This is a genomic window from Micromonospora maris AB-18-032, from assembly GCF_000204155.1.
Taxonomy (GTDB): domain Bacteria; phylum Actinomycetota; class Actinomycetes; order Mycobacteriales; family Micromonosporaceae; genus Micromonospora; species Micromonospora gifhornensis.
Window position 1 is genome coordinate 5,193,959 of the sequence record NC_015434.1, and the last position, 18,850, is coordinate 5,212,808.

At 70.8% G+C, this 18,850-nt stretch carries 16 protein-coding genes; 7 read left to right on the plus strand and 9 right to left on the minus strand.

Going from position 1 to position 18,850, the window contains the following annotated elements:
- Positions 1-44: 44 nt before the first annotated feature.
- Positions 45-1,325, plus strand: a complete 1,281-nt coding sequence (gene serS / locus VAB18032_RS22865; protein ID WP_013735301.1) for a serine--tRNA ligase — start codon at positions 45-47, stop codon at positions 1,323-1,325.
- On the opposite strand, the gene VAB18032_RS22870 is transcribed toward serS, so the two are convergent.
- The 4 genes from VAB18032_RS22870 to VAB18032_RS22885 form a co-directional block, all read right to left on the minus strand.
- The gene (locus VAB18032_RS22870) at positions 1,322-2,290 is read right to left on the minus strand and encodes a cytochrome c biogenesis CcdA family protein (protein WP_013735302.1); all 969 of its coding nucleotides are present in this window, start codon (positions 2,288-2,290) and stop codon (positions 1,322-1,324) included. The two genes, serS and VAB18032_RS22870, sit on opposite strands and share 4 nt — an antisense overlap.
- A gap of 76 nt (positions 2,291-2,366) precedes the next feature.
- Positions 2,367-2,969, minus strand: a complete 603-nt coding sequence (locus VAB18032_RS22875; RefSeq protein WP_013735303.1) for a redoxin domain-containing protein — start codon at positions 2,967-2,969, stop codon at positions 2,367-2,369.
- An 82-nt stretch (positions 2,970-3,051) separates the two neighbouring features.
- Positions 3,052-4,512 carry an NADH-quinone oxidoreductase subunit NuoF family protein gene (locus VAB18032_RS22880; protein ID WP_043721652.1) on the minus strand — a complete coding sequence of 487 codons (1,461 nt, stop codon included), beginning with the start codon at positions 4,510-4,512 and terminating at the stop codon, positions 3,052-3,054.
- 2 nt (positions 4,513-4,514) lie between these two features.
- The gene (locus tag VAB18032_RS22885) at positions 4,515-6,314 is read right to left on the minus strand and encodes a hypothetical protein (protein WP_232510846.1); all 1,800 of its coding nucleotides are present in this window, start codon (positions 6,312-6,314) and stop codon (positions 4,515-4,517) included.
- A 233-nt stretch (positions 6,315-6,547) separates the two neighbouring features.
- On the opposite strand from VAB18032_RS22885, the gene VAB18032_RS22890 reads away from it, so the two are divergent.
- From VAB18032_RS22890 to VAB18032_RS22905, 4 genes are all read left to right on the plus strand, one after another.
- Entirely contained in the window at positions 6,548-7,996 is a 1,449-nt protein-coding gene (locus tag VAB18032_RS22890; RefSeq protein WP_013735306.1) for an alpha-amylase, read from the plus strand.
- Between the two features lie 232 nt (positions 7,997-8,228).
- Complete coding sequence (locus tag VAB18032_RS22895; RefSeq protein ID WP_013735307.1) at positions 8,229-9,074, plus strand: L,D-transpeptidase; 846 nt, start codon at positions 8,229-8,231, stop codon at positions 9,072-9,074.
- 129 nt (positions 9,075-9,203) lie between these two features.
- Entirely contained in the window at positions 9,204-10,019 is an 816-nt protein-coding gene (locus tag VAB18032_RS22900; protein ID WP_013735308.1) for a hypothetical protein, read from the plus strand.
- A gap of 79 nt (positions 10,020-10,098) precedes the next feature.
- A complete protein-coding gene (locus VAB18032_RS22905; RefSeq protein ID WP_013735309.1) occupies positions 10,099-11,238 on the plus strand; it encodes a site-2 protease family protein in 1,140 nt (379 codons plus the stop codon).
- Between the two features lie 241 nt (positions 11,239-11,479).
- Here the strand turns inward: VAB18032_RS22905 and VAB18032_RS22910 are convergent, their stop codons facing one another.
- Positions 11,480-12,715 carry an FAD-binding protein gene (locus tag VAB18032_RS22910; RefSeq protein ID WP_013735310.1) on the minus strand — a complete coding sequence of 412 codons (1,236 nt, stop codon included), beginning with the start codon at positions 12,713-12,715 and terminating at the stop codon, positions 11,480-11,482.
- A gap of 59 nt (positions 12,716-12,774) precedes the next feature.
- Between VAB18032_RS22910 and VAB18032_RS22915 the strand changes: the two genes are divergently transcribed.
- Positions 12,775-13,173, plus strand: coding sequence for a hypothetical protein (locus VAB18032_RS22915; RefSeq protein ID WP_013735311.1), 399 nt, complete (start codon positions 12,775-12,777; stop codon positions 13,171-13,173).
- Positions 13,174-13,175: 2 nt separating this feature from the next.
- Here VAB18032_RS22915 and VAB18032_RS22920 read toward each other — a convergent pair whose 3' ends face one another.
- Positions 13,176-14,105, minus strand: coding sequence for an LLM class F420-dependent oxidoreductase (locus VAB18032_RS22920; RefSeq protein WP_013735312.1), 930 nt, complete (start codon positions 14,103-14,105; stop codon positions 13,176-13,178).
- A gap of 268 nt (positions 14,106-14,373) precedes the next feature.
- Here VAB18032_RS22920 and VAB18032_RS22925 point away from each other — a divergent pair, with 268 nt between their 5' ends.
- Positions 14,374-16,557, plus strand: a complete 2,184-nt coding sequence (locus VAB18032_RS22925) for a carbohydrate-binding module family 20 domain-containing protein (RefSeq protein WP_013735313.1) — start codon at positions 14,374-14,376, stop codon at positions 16,555-16,557.
- Positions 16,558-16,714: 157 nt separating this feature from the next.
- On the opposite strand, the gene VAB18032_RS22930 is transcribed toward VAB18032_RS22925, so the two are convergent.
- Genes VAB18032_RS22930 through VAB18032_RS22940 form a run of 3 tightly spaced genes read right to left on the minus strand, consistent with a single transcriptional unit; the run spans position 16,715 to position 18,716 of the window.
- Complete coding sequence (locus tag VAB18032_RS22930) at positions 16,715-17,410, minus strand: hypothetical protein (RefSeq protein ID WP_013735314.1); 696 nt, start codon at positions 17,408-17,410, stop codon at positions 16,715-16,717.
- On the minus strand, positions 17,407-18,333 hold the full coding sequence (locus VAB18032_RS22935; RefSeq protein WP_013735315.1) for an ABC transporter ATP-binding protein: 927 nt from the start codon (positions 18,331-18,333) through the stop codon (positions 17,407-17,409). Before VAB18032_RS22935 ends, VAB18032_RS22930 begins: the two co-directional genes overlap by 4 nt.
- Entirely contained in the window at positions 18,330-18,716 is a 387-nt protein-coding gene (locus VAB18032_RS22940) for a GntR family transcriptional regulator (RefSeq protein ID WP_013735316.1), read from the minus strand. The genes VAB18032_RS22935 and VAB18032_RS22940 overlap by 4 nt, the downstream gene beginning before the upstream one ends.
- Positions 18,717-18,850 lie beyond the last annotated feature (134 nt).

Below are 18,850 nucleotides of genomic sequence, written 5' to 3' on the forward strand. Positions count from 1 at the left end.
CGGTAGCATCACCGGGTCAGCCTGACCTGAAGGTACGGAGCAGCATGCTCGACATGGAGTTGATCCGTAAGGATCGCGACGCGGTGGCGACCGCGCTGGCCAAGCGGCTCGATGCCGCCGAGGTCGACCGGGCGCTTGACGAGATCCAGCACCTCGACCGGGAACGCCGCCGGCTGATCACCGAGATCGACGGGGAGCGGCAGCGTCGCAAGGCCGAGGCCCGGGCGTACGCGCAGGCCAAGCGGGCCGGTGTCGAGCCGCAGGTGACCGACGAGACCGGCCGCAAGCAGGTCGCCGAGTTGGAGGCCGAGCTCGACCAGGTGCAGTCCCGGCTGCGTACCGTGATGAGCGAGCTGCCCAACCTGCCCGCCGACGACGTGCTGCCCGGCGGCAAGGAAGCCAACCGGGTGGTCAAGACCTTCGGTGCCCCACCGGCCATCGAGAAGATCCGCGACCACGTCGAGTTGAGCCGGATGCTGGCGCTTGTCGACCACGAGCGGGGCGTCAAGCTGGGCGGCTCGGGCTTCTGGATGTACACCGGGCTGGGCGCCCGGCTGGAGTGGGCGCTGATCAACTGGCTGATCGAGCGGAACATCGAGGCCGGGTACGAGTTCCTGCTCCCGCCGCACCTGCTGCTGGACACCGCCGGTTTCGCCGCCGGCCAGTTCCCCAAGTTCTACGACGACGTCTACCACCTGGACAAGCAGTCCGCCCCGCGCGGCCAGTTCCTGCTGCCCACCGCGGAGACGGCGATCCTCGGGGCGTACCAGGACGAGATCCTGGACACCGCGTCGCTGCCGCTGAAGGTGTTCGCGTACACCCCCTGCTACCGCCGCGAGGCGGCCGGGTCGCACTCGGACGAGCGCGGGACGGTCCGCGGCCACCAGTTCAACAAGGTGGAGATCTTCCAGTTCACCCTGCCCGAGCAGGCCGACGCCGCGCTGGAGCAGATGGTCGCCCACGCGGAGAGCCTGGTCGAGGGGCTCGGCCTGCACTACCAGCGCAGCCTGCTGGCCGCCGGTGACTCCAGCGCCTCGATGCGCAAGACCCTCGACATCGAGGTGTGGATGCCGAGCACCGGCAAGTACAAGGAGGTCTCGTCGGTCTCCTGGGGCGGTGACTACCAGGCCCGCCGGGCGGCGATCCGCTACCGGGAGCCGGGCGGCAAGCAGACCCGCTTCGTCCACACCCTCAACGGCTCGGCACTGGCCACCAGTCGACTTCTCCCGGCCATCCTGGAGCAGTTCCAGCAGCCCGACGGCTCAGTCCTGGTCCCCGAGGTCCTCCGCCCCCGCCTAGGCACCGACCGCCTGACCCCCCGCTAACCCCTCCCCCTCCCCCTCGCCCCCGCCCCGCCCCGCCTCGATCTCTGCGTCGATCTTGCACTTGTGGTCGCTGAAACGTCCGCATTTGCCACTTTTGTCGAGGCAGAAAGTGCAAGATCGCGGAGGTCAGGGGGGTGGGGGTGGCGAGGGCGGGTGAGGAGGGTGAGGGCGGTGAGGGTGGTTAGGAGGAGGGCCAGGGTGGTGGGGCCGGCGGTGTCGAGGGTGGCAGCCAGCCAGCGTTGGACACGGGCCGCGGTGAGGATGACGGGGTCGGTGAGGGCGGCTCGGTGGCCGGCGAACAGGCGGGCCTCGTACCAGCCGTACCAGGCGACGTAGCCGCCGGCGAGCAGCAGCACCAGGCCGCTGAGCCGGGGCACCCACGCGCCGGCATTGCGCAGCCGGGCCACCACCTCCCCGCGCAGCAGGGCCACGCCGAGGGCGGCCACCGCCACCACCAACCCCATCCCGAGGGCGTACGCGCCGAACAGCGCCAGCCCGCGCGGCAGCGTACCGGCCCGCAGGCTGGTCACCACGATCGCCAGGAACGGTGCGATGGCGCAGCCCAGCGAGGCGACCGCGTACGCCATCCCGAACAGCACCATCGACGGCCATGAACGGGTCAGTCGGGGTGCCCGGGCCAACGGGCGCAGGGTGGGCAGTCGCCGGCCGGCGAGCAGCCAGCAGCCGAGCAGCACCAGCAGCAGTCCGAGCCCGACGGTGAACCAGGGCAGCCGGGGGCGCAGCCAGCCGGCGACCGGGGCCAGTGCCAGGCCGAAGGCACCGAACACCACGACGTACCCGACGGTGAGCGCGGCGGCGGCGGTGAGCGCCCGCCGTACCGCACCACGGGTGTCGGTGGCTCCGGCGACCAACAGCGACAGGTACGCCGGCAGCATCGCGAAGCCGCACGGGTTGACCGCGCCGAGCATCCCCGCGGTCAACGCGAGCAGCAGGGTGGCCTCCATCAACCACCTCCCGGTCGCAGCGGCCAGCGCTGTTGCGCCCCCGGCCACAGCGGGCAGCGCCGGTACATCCCCGGCATCAGGCGGCCAGCGCGGTGACCCGGCGGGTGAGGTCCTCCCCGTCCAGCCAACCCTGGTGCACCACCCGACCGTCCCGGTCGATGATCACGAAGGTGCTCTGCTCGGTGACCTCGAAGCGCCGCCAGATCGCCCCCGCACGGTCGTCGAGTTGCGTCACCGGCGCCAACTCGAACTCGGTGACGAAGTCGGCCATCGCCTGGTGTTCGCCGAGGCCGGCGACGCCGATGATCGGCACGGTGTCGCGGAAGCCGGGGGCGATCTCGGCCACCGTCCACGCCTGGCTCGCGCAGGCGGCGCACCACGGTGCCCAGAACCAGAGCACGACCGGGCGACCGGCCAGAGCGGCGGCGTCGAAGGCCGTACCGTCGAGGGTCTTGCCGGTGAACCGGAGGGTATCCGGCACCGTGACCGGGCCGGTGGGCGCGCCCCCCGGGGAGACGACGCCGCCCGCCGGGGTGGCCTCACTACTGGCCGGAGTCGCCGCGCTGCCCGCCGGGGTCGAGGCGGACGGGGCGACCGCCTCCGCACCGCAGCCGGCCCCGGTCAGGACGACGGCCAGCAGGGCGGCGGCGAGTCGTCCGGTCGTTCGTGCCGTCCCCATCCGCGTCTCCTTCGTCGGGTCACGTGGCAGGCCGGGTCGGTCCGCCGAGGTCGGGACCTGCCGGGCGGCCCGGAGCGGCCCGTCAGGCCTTGGTCAGTCGTAGTGCCAGCTCCGGGCAGACCTTGACCGCCTTCGACGCGCCCTCCCGCAGCCAGGTCGGTACGGGGGTGGGCGGGAAGGCGGGGTATCCGTTCTGGTCGAGCCGGATGAAGTCCGGCACCACGTGCGCGCAGAGCCCGTGACCGTCGCACCGGGACCAGTCCAGGACCAGCTTCTGCGGATCCGGGTCGGGCGCACCGGGCAGGCCCATCACACCCTTGACCCGTCGGCCGCAGCCCTCGCCGGTGGTGTGCTTCTTCAGGTCCTCGGCGAAGACCTCCATCGCGGACAGCGCGAATCGGGACGTACCGTCGGGGTGGCTGCATGCGCCGCGTCCCTTGACGTCGCCGGCTGCCGCGCGCACGACCTCCACCGGGGCGCTGCCGGAGACCGCAAGGTCGACGGCGCGGGCCAGGTCCGGCAGGCCGCGCTTGCACGGGCCGCACTGCCCGGCGGACTCACCGGCCAGGTATCGCACCACCTGGGCGGCCTCGCCGAGCGGGCAGGTGTCGTTGGCGAGCGGGACGATGATGCCGGCGCCGAGGGTGCCGCCGACCGCGGCGAGCCCCTTGCGGGAGACCTCGGCCTTGTTCGCCGCCTCCCAGGTGATCCACTTGCCGTGGTAGCCGCCCATCAGGATGCCCGGCCCCTCGGGCACCTCGCAGAGTTCGAGGATCTCCCGCAGCGGGGTGCCGGCGGCGCACTCCACCACCGCGTGGCGTTTGGCCGCGCCGGTGATGCTGAGCAGCACGGTGCCGGGTTCGTCGTCGGTGCCGAGCGCCGCGTACTCGTACGGGCCGAGCCGGGCGGCGATCGCCATCTGGGAGTACGTCTCGGCGTTGGACAGCAGGGTGGGCAGGTTGTTGACACCCGAGTCGCTGGACCGCTTCTTCGTACCGGGCGGGATGTGCGGCAGGCCGTTGATCCCGTTGACAAGTGCGCCACCCTCGCCGCTGATGAAGCGGTGCGGCACCGTGACCACGCTTGTCGGTACCGGCATCCGGCGCTCCTCCAGCGCCTCCATCAGGGAGTCCCGGCCGATCAGGTCGTCGGCCACGCAGAGCACGATCTCCTCGGCGTCGAGGGCGAACGCGGCCAGGGCGGCGCCGTCGAGGATCAGGTGCGGTGCCCGGGTCAGGATGACCTTGTCCTTCCAGCTGGCCGGCTCACCCTCGGTGGCGTTGACCACCACCACCGGGGGCAGGTCCTGGCGTTCGCAGGACTCCAGCACCGCGCGCAGCTTCCGGGCGAACGGGAACCCGGCACCGCCCTTGCCCTTGAGCTGGATGCCTTCGGCCAGTCGCAGCAGGCTGGACGGTTCCATCGGGCTGATCGGGCCGTGCACCATCTCGTGCGCCCGCAGGTCGAGGCGACCGAACTCGGCGAACCCGGCGGTGATCCGTGGCTCACCCACGCAGGCGACCGGTGGCACGGTGGTACGCATCGTCACTTGGCTTCACCTCGCAGGCCGGCCCAGTAGGCCCCGTCGACCGAGTCCGGGTCGGCCCGGCGGCGACGCCGGCTGTCCGCGGCCGCCCGCTGAGCCCGCCGGGCGGCCAGGTCGACAAGGGTCGGGGTGTCGTCGTCGGCGACGTCGTCCGGGGCGTACCGGGCCGGGGGACGCCAGTAGTCGGTCTCCACCTCCGGGCCGTCGTCGTCGGCGCTGTGCCGACCGCCACCACTGCGCGGCGCGGCCGAGATCGGCGAGCCCGAGATCGGTGAACCGGAGATCGGCGAGCCCGAGATCGGCGAGCCGGAGATGGGCGCGGTGGACTCCCAGCGGCGCGGGCTGTCCCAGGGTTCCTCCGGCTCGTCGACGATGCCCTGCGGGGGTGCCGAGTAACGGGTGCCGGCGTCCAGGTCGGACCGGGACCGCCGCGAGCGGCCGTACACCTCGTCGTCGCGGTAGCGCCGGCCGCCCGGCTCACGGTCGACGTCGGCCACCGGTTCCTCGTCGCGGCGTCGGGTGGCGCGGCGTGCCACCGGCTCGTACTCCTTTTCCCGCCGGTCGACGCGACGCTGGCTCGATTCCTCGTCCCGTCGGGAACGACGCGGTTCCGCGTCGTCGTCGATCCGGGAACGGCGCGGTGCCGGCTCCAGTTCCTCCTCGTGGCGGGAGCCACGCCGCCCGACCGGCTCCTCGTCGCGCCGCCGACGGGCCACCGGTTCGAGCAACTCGGTCTCCCGTCGTACCGCGCGCTCCAGGTCCTCCTCGTCGCGCCACGACGTACGCCGGGCGACCGGCTCCAACTCCTCGTCCCGGCGCCTGGGGCGGACCGGTCCGCGCAGCGTGCCCGGCTCCGGGACCACCGGCACGGTGAAGCGTTCCGGATCGTTGCGGCGGATGGTGGGGCTGGCCCACGTGCCGGAGGTGCTCTCCGCCCAACTGGTGTCGCGGCGGGTCCGCTCGCCCTCGCCGGCCCGCTTGGTCAGGCTGCCGAGCAGGGTCTTCGGTCGGGTCTCGTCACTGCCCTTGCCGGTCATCGCCTCGTTGAGGGCGGCGGCCTGGTGCCGTTCGCGACTGCGCCGCTGAAGGGTGACCGAGAGGCGGACCAGCAGCGCCATCACGACAAGCACCACGCAGAGCCCGTAGCTCAGGCTGACCCAGGTGGCCGGCGGACGGCCGGCACCGAGGCCGTGGAAGATGCCGAACGGCCAGGAGAGGTACGCCAGGGAGTGCAGCGCCCGCCACACCCACTTCGGACCGATGTCGGCGAACCGGGCCCGAATGATCCCCGTCCACAGCACGCTCACCATGAGCAGCGCGGCAATGGTGCCGAGCCCGACGTAGAGGCCCCGCCCACCGACGAACGGCACGGCCGCGTCCGTCATCCCGGCCCGCCCGGTGGTGATCTTGGTAATCACGTGGAAGCCCAGACCCGCCACCCCGAGGATGCCGGTGGCCCGGTGCGCGGACTGCAACAGGACCCGGTGCCGGATGAGCAGCACCAGCCGGTCGGTGGAGAGCAGCCCCATCATCACGGTGAGGCTCAGCGCGACCAGGGCGATCACGCCGGCGAAGAACTCGGTGAAGAAGAAGCCCATCGCGTACGCCTTCTGGCCGGCGCCGGTGAGCATGACCAGCGCCCACACCGCGGCGAGTCCGGACGCGGACAGCGCCAGGATCTGACCGCGGGAGGCCACCTGGACGCCTCTACTGCTGCTGCTGGTACGGACGGCAGGCGTCGTCTCGTTCTGCATAGCCCGGGCCATGTGCTCCTCGATCGTCTCGCGGCGGCGTACCACCGGCCGACCCTGTTCCCCACTCCAGTACGCAGTCGGATGCCGGACGGATCAGCCCGCGCCGAAAAATCTCCACGACTTGTCGAACCGTCCCCCCGCCCGGCGCGTGTAGACCCGATCCGGCCACTGACGCACATCCATACGTTGACAGTCGATGAAATCAGCTTGTAACCTTGCTGAAATTTTTCAGCATCGATGCAAGATTCAGGCAGCCCTCACTCCCCCAGGAGCTTCCGATGCACCGACGTCGACTCCGTACGGCAATCGTGGCCCTCGGCACGATCACCACCCTGCTCGCCCCCACCGTCGTGACGGCACCCCCGGCCGTCGCCGCCCCGACCGGCGGCAAGAAGGTCATCGCCAACCTGTTCGAGTGGAACTGGCCCTCGGTGGCCAGCGAGTGCGCCAGCACCCTCGGCCCGAAGGGCTACGGCTACGTCCAGGTCTCGCCCCCGCAGGAACACGTCCGCGGCAACCAGTGGTGGGTGGCGTACCAGCCGGTCAGCTACCGGATCGAATCCCGCAAGGGCACCCGCGACCAGTTCCGGTCCATGGTCGCCACCTGCCAGGCGGCCGGCGTCAAGGTGATCGTCGACGCCGTCATCAACCACATGTCCGGTCAGACGAACGGCGGCACCGGCTGGGCCGGGTCGTCGTACCAGCACCACGTCTACCCCGGCATCTACCAGGCGCAGGACTTCAACTACTGCGGCCGTAACGGCAACAACGACATCGTCAACTACAACGACCGGTACGAGGTGCAGAACTGCGAGCTGGTCAACCTGGCCGACCTGAAGACCGGCTCGGACTACGTCCGCTCGCGGCTGGCCGCGTACCTCAACGACCTGCTGTCGCTCGGGGTGGACGGCTTCCGGTTGGACGCCAGCAAACACATGCCCGCCGCCGACATCGCCAACATCCTCAGTCGACTGAACCGCCGCCCGTACATCGTGCAGGAGGTGATCTACGGTGCCGGCGAGCCCATCCGGCCCGAGGAGTACACCGGCAACGGCGACGTGCACGAGTTCCGCTACGGCAAGGACCTCGCCCGGGTGTTCCGTTCCGAGCGGTTGGCGTACCTGCGCAACTTCGGTGAGGGCTGGGGCCACCTGCCCAGCGGGGTCTCCTCGGTCTTCATCGACAACCACGACACCCAACGCGACGACGGCGGGGTGCTCACCTACCGCGACCGGGGCATCTACGCGCTGGCCAACGCCTTCATGCTGGCCTGGCCGTACGGCTCGCCGACGGTGATGTCCAGCTACACCTACAGCAGCCGCGACGCGGGCCCACCCTCGGACAGCAGCAACAAGACCCGCAACACGGTCTGCTACTCCGGCTGGGAGTGCGAGCACCGCTGGCCGGTCATCGCGAACATGGTCGGCTTCCGCAACGCCACCGAGGGCACCGGCGTCAGCAACTGGTACGACAACGGCTACCAGCACATCGCGTTCAGCCGTACCGGCAAGGGTTTCATCACCATCAACGACGAGGACTTCGCCGTCAACAGCCGCTCCTACTACACCGGCCTACCCGCCGGCCGCTACTGCGACGTCATCCACGGCACCTTCTCGGCCGGCACCTGCTCCGGCCCGGTCATCACGGTCGACACCAACGGCTGGTTCACCGCCAACGTCCCCGCCCACGACGCCATAGCCATCCACCTCTCCGCCCGCCTCCCCTAACGCCCCACCCTCCTCCCCACCCCCTGTCCACGCTCCCGCTTCGTTGATCAAGAGGTTTGCGTCAGGAATCGGCTCGATCCCGACGCAAACCTCTTGATCAACACGGTTCAGGGCGGGTGGGGAGAGGGTGGGTTTGGGGGTGGTGGGGCGGGTGGGGAGGTTAGGGTGAGTTGTGGCTTTTGGTCGGTTTGGACGAGGGCGGCGGGGGGTCGTCGCGGCGGTGGGTGTTGCGGTGCTGGTGGGTGGGTCGGCGTACGCCGGTTGGGCGCTGACGCCGTCGGCCGGGCCGGCACCGGTGGCCCGGCCGAGCGATCAGGTGCCGGTGCCGACGGTGTCGGTGCCGACGGAGAGCGCCGAGACGGTCGCGCCGGCCGCGCCGGCTCCGGATGACCTGCCGGAGATCGACTACGACCCGGCACCCGTCGGCTTCCCCGACGACCCGGACGCGCTGGACACCACGCCGCTCACCGAGGGCGTACGCCCGCAGCGCCGTCTCGCCGCCTACGACGGGCCCGGTGGGCGGCCGATCGCCTTCCTCATGCCCACCATCAGCGGGGTGGATCTGACCGTCCCGGTGGCGCGCCGCGAGGCCGGCTGGACGGCGGTGCTGCTGCCGTCGGCCAACCGCAAGCTGGCCTGGCTGCCACCCGGTGGCTTCGACACGGTCGAGCTGCGGGACCAGATCGTCGTCGAGCGGGTGCCGTACCGGCTCACCTGGTACCGCGACGGCGTCGCGAAGCGCAGTTGGCGGGTCAGCCTGGGCCAGCGCGGCCAGGAGACCCCGCTGGGCCGCACCTTCGTGCTGGGGCGTACGCCACCGCCGGAGTCGGTCTACGGTGGCGTCGACATCTACGCCCTCGGCTCGGTGCCCGACGACCCGGAATCCGTACCGGCCGGTCTGCGCGGCGCGCACATCGGCATCCACACCTGGTACCACGACGGGGAACTGGGCCGGCAGACCACCAACGGCTGCATCCGACTGACCCCCTCCGGGCAGCGACTGCTGCTCAAGGAGGTCCCCCCGGGCAGCCCGGTGACCGTCGTCGACACGCTACCCACCCCACCGCCGACCGCCTGACCGCCGCCGAACGGTCCCGGCCTGACCGCCGGCATTTCGGGTACGCGCAACCTGACCGGTCGTGGCATGCTCGCCCGACATGAAGACCCGCATCGCTGACCGACGGCGGCCGGGCAGTGGGGATCACCGATGACCACCGCGCGTCCCGCACCTCGCCCGATCACCCGCTCCGGCGACGGTGAGGTCGGGTTGCGCCGGACTCGCGCCGCCGCGCTGCGAGCTGTCACCGCGTACCGAGGTCTGTCCTGGACGCCGTTGCTGCTGGTCGGAGCGGGCCTGGGCCTGTTCGCCTTCGTCGGTGACGAACTACCCGGCATCGCCGGGATGGTCGTGCTGACTCTCACCAGTACCGGCTTCGCCTGGGGTGGCGCAGCCCTGCTGGCCGGCTACCTGACCACCAGCGGGGCAGTGGCGCCGATCAGTCGGGCAGTGGCGCCGATCAGCGCCAGCGTCGTCCTGGTGACGGCGACGGTCGTCTACTACGGACTGATCGTCGCCCACGGCCGCCGTTGGCGTCTCGGCACTCTCGAGGACGGCAGTTCTTCCGCCCTGAACGGTCTGGCCTCGGTCGGGCGGGCCACCGCGTTCTGGCTCACCGCCTCGGTCGTCGCCGGCGTCCTGCTGGGCGGGCTGGGTGCGCTCGTCCGACGGGGGACACGCATCGCGGCGTCGGTGGCCGCCGGTGCGGCACTGGGGCTCCTTGCCGGTCAGGGCCTGGAGTTCCTGATGATCTTCCGCGCCTGGCATGCCCTGGACGCGTTCTTCCTGGGCCGGGTGCTGTCCGCCACGGCCAGCGTCCTGCTCGCGATGATCGGGACGACCGTGCTGCTCGCGTACCGTCGGGCCCCGACGTCGTGGCCGATCTTCGCCGCCACGTCCCTGCTGGCCAGCCTGGTCGCTGCACTGCTCTGGCACCAGATCGGTTCGATCACCACCGCCATCTGAGGCCGGCGCGACCACCTGCGGCAGGCGGCGACGTTTCCGACCTGGGCATGGGTTTGGCCTGCGGGGGTATCACCCAGGCATGAGGGCGAGTTTCGGGCTCGGTCGGATCGCGGGCGTACCGGTCGGCGTGAACTGGAGTGTCCTGGTCATCTTCGCGCTGATCTGGTGGGGGTTGTCGGCGAACCTGTTCCCGGTGTCGTACCCGGGCCGGTCGGTCGTCGCGTACGTCTTCGCGGGTCTGGCCGCGGCGGTGGTCTTCTTCCTGGGTCTGCTCGCCCACGAGGTGTCCCACGCGGTGGTGGCCAAGCGCAACGGGCTGGGCGTACAGGGGATCACGCTGTGGCTCTTCGGTGGGGTCGCCGAACTACGGGGCGAGGCCCGTACGCCGGGCGCAGAGTTGCGCATCGCGGGCGTCGGACCGCTGGTCAGCCTGATCATCGGGGCGTTCTTCGGGGTGATCGCGATGGTCCTCGGGGTGGCCGGGGTGCACGGGCTGCTGCTGGGTGTGATGGCCTGGCTGGCCGGCATCAACCTGCTGCTGGCCCTGTTCAACGTCCTGCCGGCGGCGCCGCTGGACGGCGGGCGGCTGCTGCGCGCGGCGGTGTGGAAGGCCACCGGGGACCGGACCCGGGCGTCGGTGGTGGCGGCTCGGGCGGGTTGGGTGCTCGGTGTGGTGCTGATCGGACTGGGGTTGTGGCGGTTCCTCAGCGGTGCCGGTTTCGGTGGGCTCTGGTTGGCGCTGATCGGCTGGTTCCTGATCGGCGCGGCCAGCATGGAGGAACGGCAGGCCCGGATGGGCAGCGCACTGCGTGGGATACGGGTCGGCGAGGTGATGACCCCACAGCCGCAGACCGCCTCGGGTGAGCTGACCGTGGCCGACTTCGTCGACAACTACCTGTTCGCGTACCGGCACACGGCGCTGCCGCTGACCGAGGACGGACGGCCGGTCGGCCTGGTCACCCTCGACCGGGTGCGCGGCGTGCCGAGCGAGCAGCGCAGCAGCACCACCCTGGAGGCGGTGGCCTGCCGGGCCGACGACCTGGTGCTCGCCTCCCCCGACGAGCAGCTCACCGACCTGCTGCCCCGCCTCAGCGAATGCGCCGACGGCCGAGCCCTGGTAGTCGCCAACGGCAACCTGGTCGGCATCGTCTCCCCCAGCGACATCAGCCGCGCCGTCCAACGCGGCCACCTCCGCACCCAGACCACCACCGGCCCCTAACCCCCACCCCCACCCACCCCCACCCTCAGCACCGCAGCACCGCAGCACCGCAGCACCGCAGCACCGCAGCACCGCAGCACCCCGCGATCTTGCACTTCTTGTCGGTGCAATTGCCGCGGAAAGGGATGTATCGGCGACCCAAAGTGCAAGATCGACGCGGACGGGGCAGACGGGGTGTGTGGGTGGGCGGGCGGGACGCGGGTGGGCGGGCGGGACGCGGGTGGGGTGGGGTGGGGGTGGGTCAGCGGGGGAAGAGGGGGTTTAGGGCGGGGGTGTGGAACTTGGCGGTGGGGTCGAGGTGGTGCAGGAGGGTGGCGAAGTCGGACCAGCGGGGGTAGGTGGCGGCGATCGCTTCGGGGGCGGTGGTGAAGACCTTGCCCCAGTGTGGGCGGGGTGCGAAGGGGGCCAGGGCCTGTTCCACCTCGGCGACCACCGGCAGCACCCGTGCGGTGTCGGCGATCCAGGTGAAGTGGATCGCGAGGCTGTCGCGGTGGTACTGCGGGCTGAGCCAGAGGTCGTCGGCGGCGATGGTCCGCAGTTCGCTGATCTGCAGCACCGGGGCGATCAGGGGTGCCACCTCGTCCAGGGCGGCAAGCGCGTCGGCCGCGTCGGCGCGGGGCAGGTGGTACTCGGATTGCAGTTCGTCGCCGCTGCTCGGGGTGAAACCGAGCCGGAAGTGCGGCAGCCGCTCGTGCCACGGCCCGGGCACGCCGAGCTGTTCGGTGCAGTTGGCCGTCGGCATGCCGGGCACCGGATGCCAGGGCCGGTCGGCCGCCGTGGTGCCGAGCCAGCCCGCCGGGGGCGCGGGCGCGTCCGCGAGCTGTTTGCGCCAGACCTGGGTGCCGCGCGTCGAGCGCCAGTCGGTGAAGACACTGACGCTGTACGCGGACCCGAGCGCCTCGTCCAGTGCCGCGCGGGGCAGGTCGAGGTGGACGTACTGGCGCAGGTCGAAGGTGGGCAGCACGTCCAGGGTGACCCGGGTGACGATGCCCAGCGCCCCGAGGGAGACCACCATCGCGGCGAAGTCGTCGCTGTCGCGGTGCACGGTGCGCAGCTCGCCGGTGGCGGTGACCAGTTCCAGACCGGCGACGGCGGTGGCCAGGTTGCCGTTGCGTTCGCCGGAGCCGTGGGTGCCGGTGGCGATCGCGCCGGCCACCGAGATGTGCGGCAGGGAGGCCAGGTTGGCCAGGCCGTACCCCCGCTCGTGCAGCCAGCTCGCCAGGTCGCCGTAGCGCATGGCGGCCGGGACGTCGACGGTACGGCGTTCCTCGTCCAGCCGTACGTCGGCCGGGAGCCCGGCCAAAGTGACCAGGTCGCCTGTGGTGTCGCCGAGCGGGTTGAAGGAGTGTCCGCTGCCCACCGCCCGGATCCGGTCGCTGCCGGCCACAAGTGTCGCCAGCTCCGCCACCGTTGTCGGCCGGTGGTACGCCCGGGCGGAGTACTGGATGTTGCCGGCCCAGTTACGGTGCGTCGGCACTGCGACCCCCTTCTCCGCGGCGGCGGTTACCGCCGGCTCCGTCGGGGAACCCTACGCCGATGAGCAGCTACCGTGATCCCGCCCCTCGTGGCGACGTGTACCCCTCCGAGGAGGAGATCGATCCGGGCGGCAGCGGCGTCGAGCCGGCCAGCGGCCCGGCCGGGGCGTACGCCTCGGATGTGGCGAGCCAGCCCGGCCCGCAACCGAACCCGACGCCTGGACCGGCGCCGACGCCGGTGCCCACCCCCGGGCCGCCGCCGCGGCAGGCGGGCGGCGGCCGGTCGATCGTCAGCCGGCACCTGGACGGTTCGGTGCAGGTGGTCACCGACGTCGACGGCGACGGGGTGGCCGACGTGGTGCAGTTCGATCTCGACGGTGACGGGATTCCGGACGTCACCTACCTGGACAGTGATCGGGACGGTCGGCTGGACACCGTGGTGCGCTCGTCGGTCCGCTGACGTCAGAGCTGGCGCATCACCTCGCCGGCGACCAGGTCCAGGTGGTCCAGGTCGCTCAGGTCGAGTACCTGGAGGTAGATGCGCTGGCTGCCGACGGCCGCGTACTGGCCGATCTTGTCGACGACCTCGGCGGGGGTGCCGGCCACGCCGTTCTCGCGCAGCTCGTCGGGCTCCCGGCCGATCGCGGCGGCCCGTCGGGCCACCTCGGCGTCGTCCTTGCCGCAGCAGAGCACCAGCGCGTTGGACCAGACCAGCTCGGTCGGGTCCCGGTCGATGCGCTGGCAGGCGGCCCGGACCCGCTCGAACTGGGTGACGGTGTCGGCGATCGAGACGAACGGCAGGTTGAACTCGTCGGCGTAGCGGGCGGCCAGTTGCGGCGTACGCTTCGCGCCCATGCCGCCCAGCAGGATCGGCGGGTGCGGCCGCTGCACCGGCTTCGGCAGCGCTGGTGAGTCGCTGACCTGGTAGTGGCGGCCGGTGTAGTCGAACGTCTGCCCCGCCGGGGTCCGCCACATCCCGGTGATGATCGCCAACTGCTCGGCGAGCCGGTCGAACCGCTCCCCCAGCGCCGGGAACGGAATCCCGTACGCGCTGTGCTCGGCGTCGTACCAGCCGGTGCCGATGCCCAGCTCGACCCGTCCGCCGCTCATCTGGTCGACCTGCGCGACGGTGATGGCCAGCGGGCCGGGCAGCCGGAACGTCGCGGCGGTCATCAGCGTGCCGAGCCGGATGGAGCGGGTGTCACGGGCCAGTCCGGCCAGGGTCGTCCAGGCGTCGGTGGGGCCGGGGTCGCCACTTACCGACCCCATCTTCAGGTAGTGGTCCGAGCGAAAGAAGGCGCCGAAGCCCGTCTCCTCGGCGCGACGGGCCACGGCGAGCAGGTCGTCGTAGGTCGCGCCCTGTTGGGGCTCGGTGAAGATCCGCAGTTCCATGAGTCGAGCATAGAAAGCTCACGACCGTACCGCCCCGACTTGTGCCGCCGGTGTGAGCCACCGGTTGTTTCGAACGAAGTGGACGCAAATCCTTGCAGTGATTGCAGGCGTCCGCAAGGGCTTGTTCTTCATACGGGCGACTTGTGAATCAGAGGTTCCCAAGCATCGATGTCGCTGTTACGGTCACGCATCATCGCAACTTCTTGCATAACTTGCAGGAAACGTTGGCTACCACCACCACTGCCTGACCGTCCCCCGAGGAGGGCCCGTGCGAGTTCCCCGTCCCCGCGCCGCGATACCCGCGGCCCTGGCCGCGACACTTGTCGCGGCCAGCCTCACCGTCGTCGCCACCACCACCGCCCCGGCCAGCGCAGCCGAGGTACGCGCCAACGGCGACGCGATCGTCCACCTGTTCCAGTGGCGGTGGGACTCCATCGCCGAGGAGTGCGAGACAAACCTCGGCCCGAACGGCTGGGGCGGGGTGCAGGTCTCACCGCCGCAGGAACACGTGGTGCTGCCCAGCGCCGAGGGCGCCACCTACCCGTGGTGGCAGGACTACCAGCCGGTGTCGTACCGGTTGGACGCCACCCGGCGCGGCTCGAAGGCCCAGTTCGTCGACATGGTCGAGCGCTGCCGCGCGCAGGGCGTGAAGATCTACGTGGACATGGTGCTCAACCACATGAGCGGCACCGGCTCGGCCAACAGCGGCCCCGGCAGCGCCGGCACGGTCTACAGCAAGTACAGCTACCCGAACCTGTTCAACGACGGTTCCGGCGACAGCTACGGCTACGCCGACTTCGGGCCCTGCTACCGGAAGATCAACAACTGGGGCAACAAGCAGGAGGTCCAGGACTGCGAGCTGCTCGACCTGGCCGACCTCAACACCGCCGACCCCGAGGTACGGCGGAAGATCGCCAAGTACATGAACGCGGTGATCGACCTGGGCGTGGCCGGGTTCCGGGTGGACGCGGCCAAGCACGTGCAGGAGTCGCACCTGGCCGACATCATCAACCGGCTGCGTGACGTGCCCGGCTTCGGCGGCCGACCGGACCTGTTCCACGAGGTGTACGGCGACGGCACGATCCCCTACACCGCCTACGCGCCGTACGGCGGGGTGACCAACTTCGACTACCAGCGGTCGGTCTCGTCGGCCTTCCGCGACGGCAACATCGCGCAGCTGGGCAACCTGCCCAACTACGGTGGCCTGACCGGACAGCAGGCGGTGGTGTTCATCGACAACCACGACACCCAGCGGGAGACTCCGACGCTCACCTACAAGAACGGTGCCCGCTACTACCTGGCGGACACGTTCATGATGGCCCACCCGTACGGCCGGCCCCAGCTGATGTCGAGCTACGCGTTCGGCTCGGTGCACGGGCAGGGCCCGCCGAGTGCCTCCAACGGCACCACCCTGGCCACGGACTGCACCAGCAGCGCCTGGATCTGCGAGCACCGCGACGCGGGGGTGGCCGGCATGCCGGGCTTCCGCAACGCGGTCGCCGGCACCGGCATTGCCTCGGTGGTCACCGACGGCAACGGCCGGCTCGCGTTCGCCCGGGGCAACCGGGGGTACGCCGCCTTCAACGCCACCGGCAGCACGTGGAGCCGCAGCTTCAGCACCTCACTGCCGGACGGCCGGTACTGCAACGTGGGTCGGGGCGCGTACGACCGGTCGACCGGGGCCTGCCCCGGCGGGGCGGTGACCGTCTCCGGTGGCAGCTTCAGCGCCGCCATCCCGGCGGACCAGGCGGTCGCCCTGCACGTCGAGGCGCGCCTGGACGGCCCGACCCCGACGGCCAGTCCGACCGTCACGCCCACCGCTTCCCCGACCGCTTCCCCGACGCCGACGGCGAGCCCGACGCAGCCGGCCGGGTCGACCCGGTTCACCGCCACCGTCACCACCAACCCCGGCCAGGAGGTGTACGTGGTCGGCTCGATCCCGCAGCTCGGCTCCTGGAACCCGGCCAACGGGGTGAAGCTGTCCACCACCTCGGGCAGCTACCCGACCTGGAGCGGCGCGGTCGACGTCCCGGCCGGTACCGCCTTCGAGTGGAAGCTGGTCAAGGTCGGCAACGGCGTGCAGTGGGAGAACGACCCCAACCGCACCGGCACCGGCGGGACAGCCTTCACGGTGACCTGGAACCAGCCGGCCACCAACCCGCCCGGCGAGGCCACGGTCTCCTTCCAGGCCACCGCGAGCACCACGTACGGCCAGCACATCTACGTCGTCGGTGACCTGCCCGCCCTCGGCGGCTGGGACCCGGCCAAGGGGGTACGACTCTCGCCGACGGCGTACCCGGTGTGGACCGGGCAGCTGAGCCTGCCGGCGGGCACCGCATTCTCCTACAAGTACGTCAAGCGCACCGATTCCGGCCAGGTGGTCTGGGAGTCGGGCACCAACCGCACCGCCACCGCGTCCGGCTCGGTGACCCTGACCGACACCTGGCGCTGACCGCACCCACCGCGCGGCCCCTCCCGAACCCGATCGGGAGGGGCCGCCCCCGTTGTTCTCACGGTGAGCCGTCGCGCCCTGCGGCACACAGCCGGTCGTGGTGTTAAAAGGGGGCCCTTGCTCTACGGCAGGCGTTAATAAGGTGCCCTTCCTTTCATCAGGGGGTGGCGCGGCGGATGATCAGGTAGCTGACCACGGCGAGCGGCACGGTCAGCAGGGCGGGCCAGCCGACCAGCAGGGCGGCGCCGGGCTGGTCGGCGAACCAGCGACCGATCGCCGACCACCAGCCCTGCCAGGTGATCAGCACCGCGGAGCCTCCGACGGCGACCAGCGCCACCGTCGACAGGGTGAGCATGCCGTTCATCCCCCAGCGCTTGAAGACCACGGCGATGGCGATGCCGACGAAGCCCAGCAGCAGGAACGGGATCGCGAAGCCGAGGTACCGCAGGACCGGATGCTCGACCATGAGGAAGGGGATGCCGAAGAAGCGCAGGTTCACGCCCCAGCCGTCGGTGGCCTGCTCGATCACGGCCAGCAGGTAGAGCACCGCCGCGTAGACGATCGCCTGACCGACGAAGTGCAGCACGTTGCCGAGGTAGAAGCTGCGACGGGAGACACCGAGCCCGATCGCGAACGGGAAGTCCATCGTGATCGCGCTGATGCTGGCGACGAACATCACCACGTAGATGCTCATCAGGCCGCCGGTGGTCGGCTCGAAGTCGTCCTTCTCGTTCATCGCGCTGAACAACGCCAGGTTGATGGCGAAGCTGAGCAGCAGGATCGCCCACGGCCAGCCGACCACGCTGCGCCAGGCGACGAACTGCATCCGGGCGACGGTCAGGGTGCGGTTCATCGGACGGCCTCCTTGTCGGCCGCGACGGCGCTGCCGGCGTCCGCTGCGGGTCCGTTTGACGACGTGGTCAGGCGTACGACGATGTCCTGGAGCGACGAGGCGACCAGGTCCACGCCCAGTGCGCGGGCCCGCTCGTGCTCGGCCGCGCCGAAGTCACCGCGCACGGTGGCCCGGGCCGTTCCGCCGAGGCGTACCCGGTGCAGTTCGGTGCCACTGCGGACGAATTCGTCCACCGCCGCGACCGGACCGGAGGCGGTGACCACCTGCCCGCGCAGCGCGTCGGTCTCGCTGTCCAGCAACAGGCGGCCCTGGTCGATCAGCAGGACGTGTTCGATCAGGTCGCTGACCTCGTCGATCAGGTGGGTCGAGAGCACGATGGTGCGCGGCTGTTCGGTGAAGTCGGCCAGCAGCCGGTCGTAGAAGATCTGCCGGGCCACCGCGTCGAGGCCGAGGTACGGCTCGTCGAAGAAGGTCAGCGGGGTCCGGGCGGCCAGTCCGATGACGATGCCGAGCGCCGAGAGCATGCCCCGGGAGAGCTTGCGGACGTTGCGTTCGCGCGGCAGCCGGAGGTCCTCGACCAGTTGCTGGGCGTACTCCTCGTCCCAGTTGGGGTAGACCAGGGCGGCGGCCCGCAGCGCGTGCTTGACCCGCAGGTTCGACGGGTAGGTCTGGCTCTCCTTGATGAAGGAGATCCGGGAGAGCACCCGCTCGTTCTCGTACGGGTGCTCACCGAAGACGCTGATCTCCCCGCTGGTGGCGAAGATCTGCGCGGTGAGCAGCTGCATCAGGGTGGTCTTGCCGGCACCGTTGCGCCCCAGCAGGCCGTAGATCCGGTTCTCCGCGAGCGTGAAGCTGACGCGGTCCAGCGCGGTGACGTCGCCGTACCGTTTGGTGAGGTCGGTGACGGTGACCACCGGGCTCATCGGGTCTCCTCCCAATTGTCGATCATGTGTTTGAGCTCGGCCGGGTCGATGCCGAGCTTGCGTGCCTCGGCCACCAGCGGTTGCACGTACTGCCGGGCGAACTCGTCACGGCGGCGGGCGCGCAGCTTGGCGCGGGCGCCGGAGGAGACGAACATCCCGATTCCTCGCTTCTTGTAGAGCGTTCCGTCGTCGACCAGCTTGTTGACGCCCTTGGCGGCGGTCGCGGGGTTGATCCGGTGGAAGGCCGCCAGCTCGTTCGTCGACGGCACCTGGCTCTCCTCGGCCAGCGTCCCGTCCAGGATCGAGCTCTCCAGCAGTTCTGCGATCTGCTGGAAGATCGGCCGGCCGTCGTCCATCACACCCGCCGCCCCGCTGCGCTCCATCGGTTGGCTGGTTCATTACTCATGTAACTAACCATGCAACCAGCACGGCTCGCTGTCAAGGCACGGCAGTCGTCGGCTTTCGGGCGGGGCCAGGGGCCGATCTCCGGGCAGCGAAGGGCCGGTGGCGCCGGGCA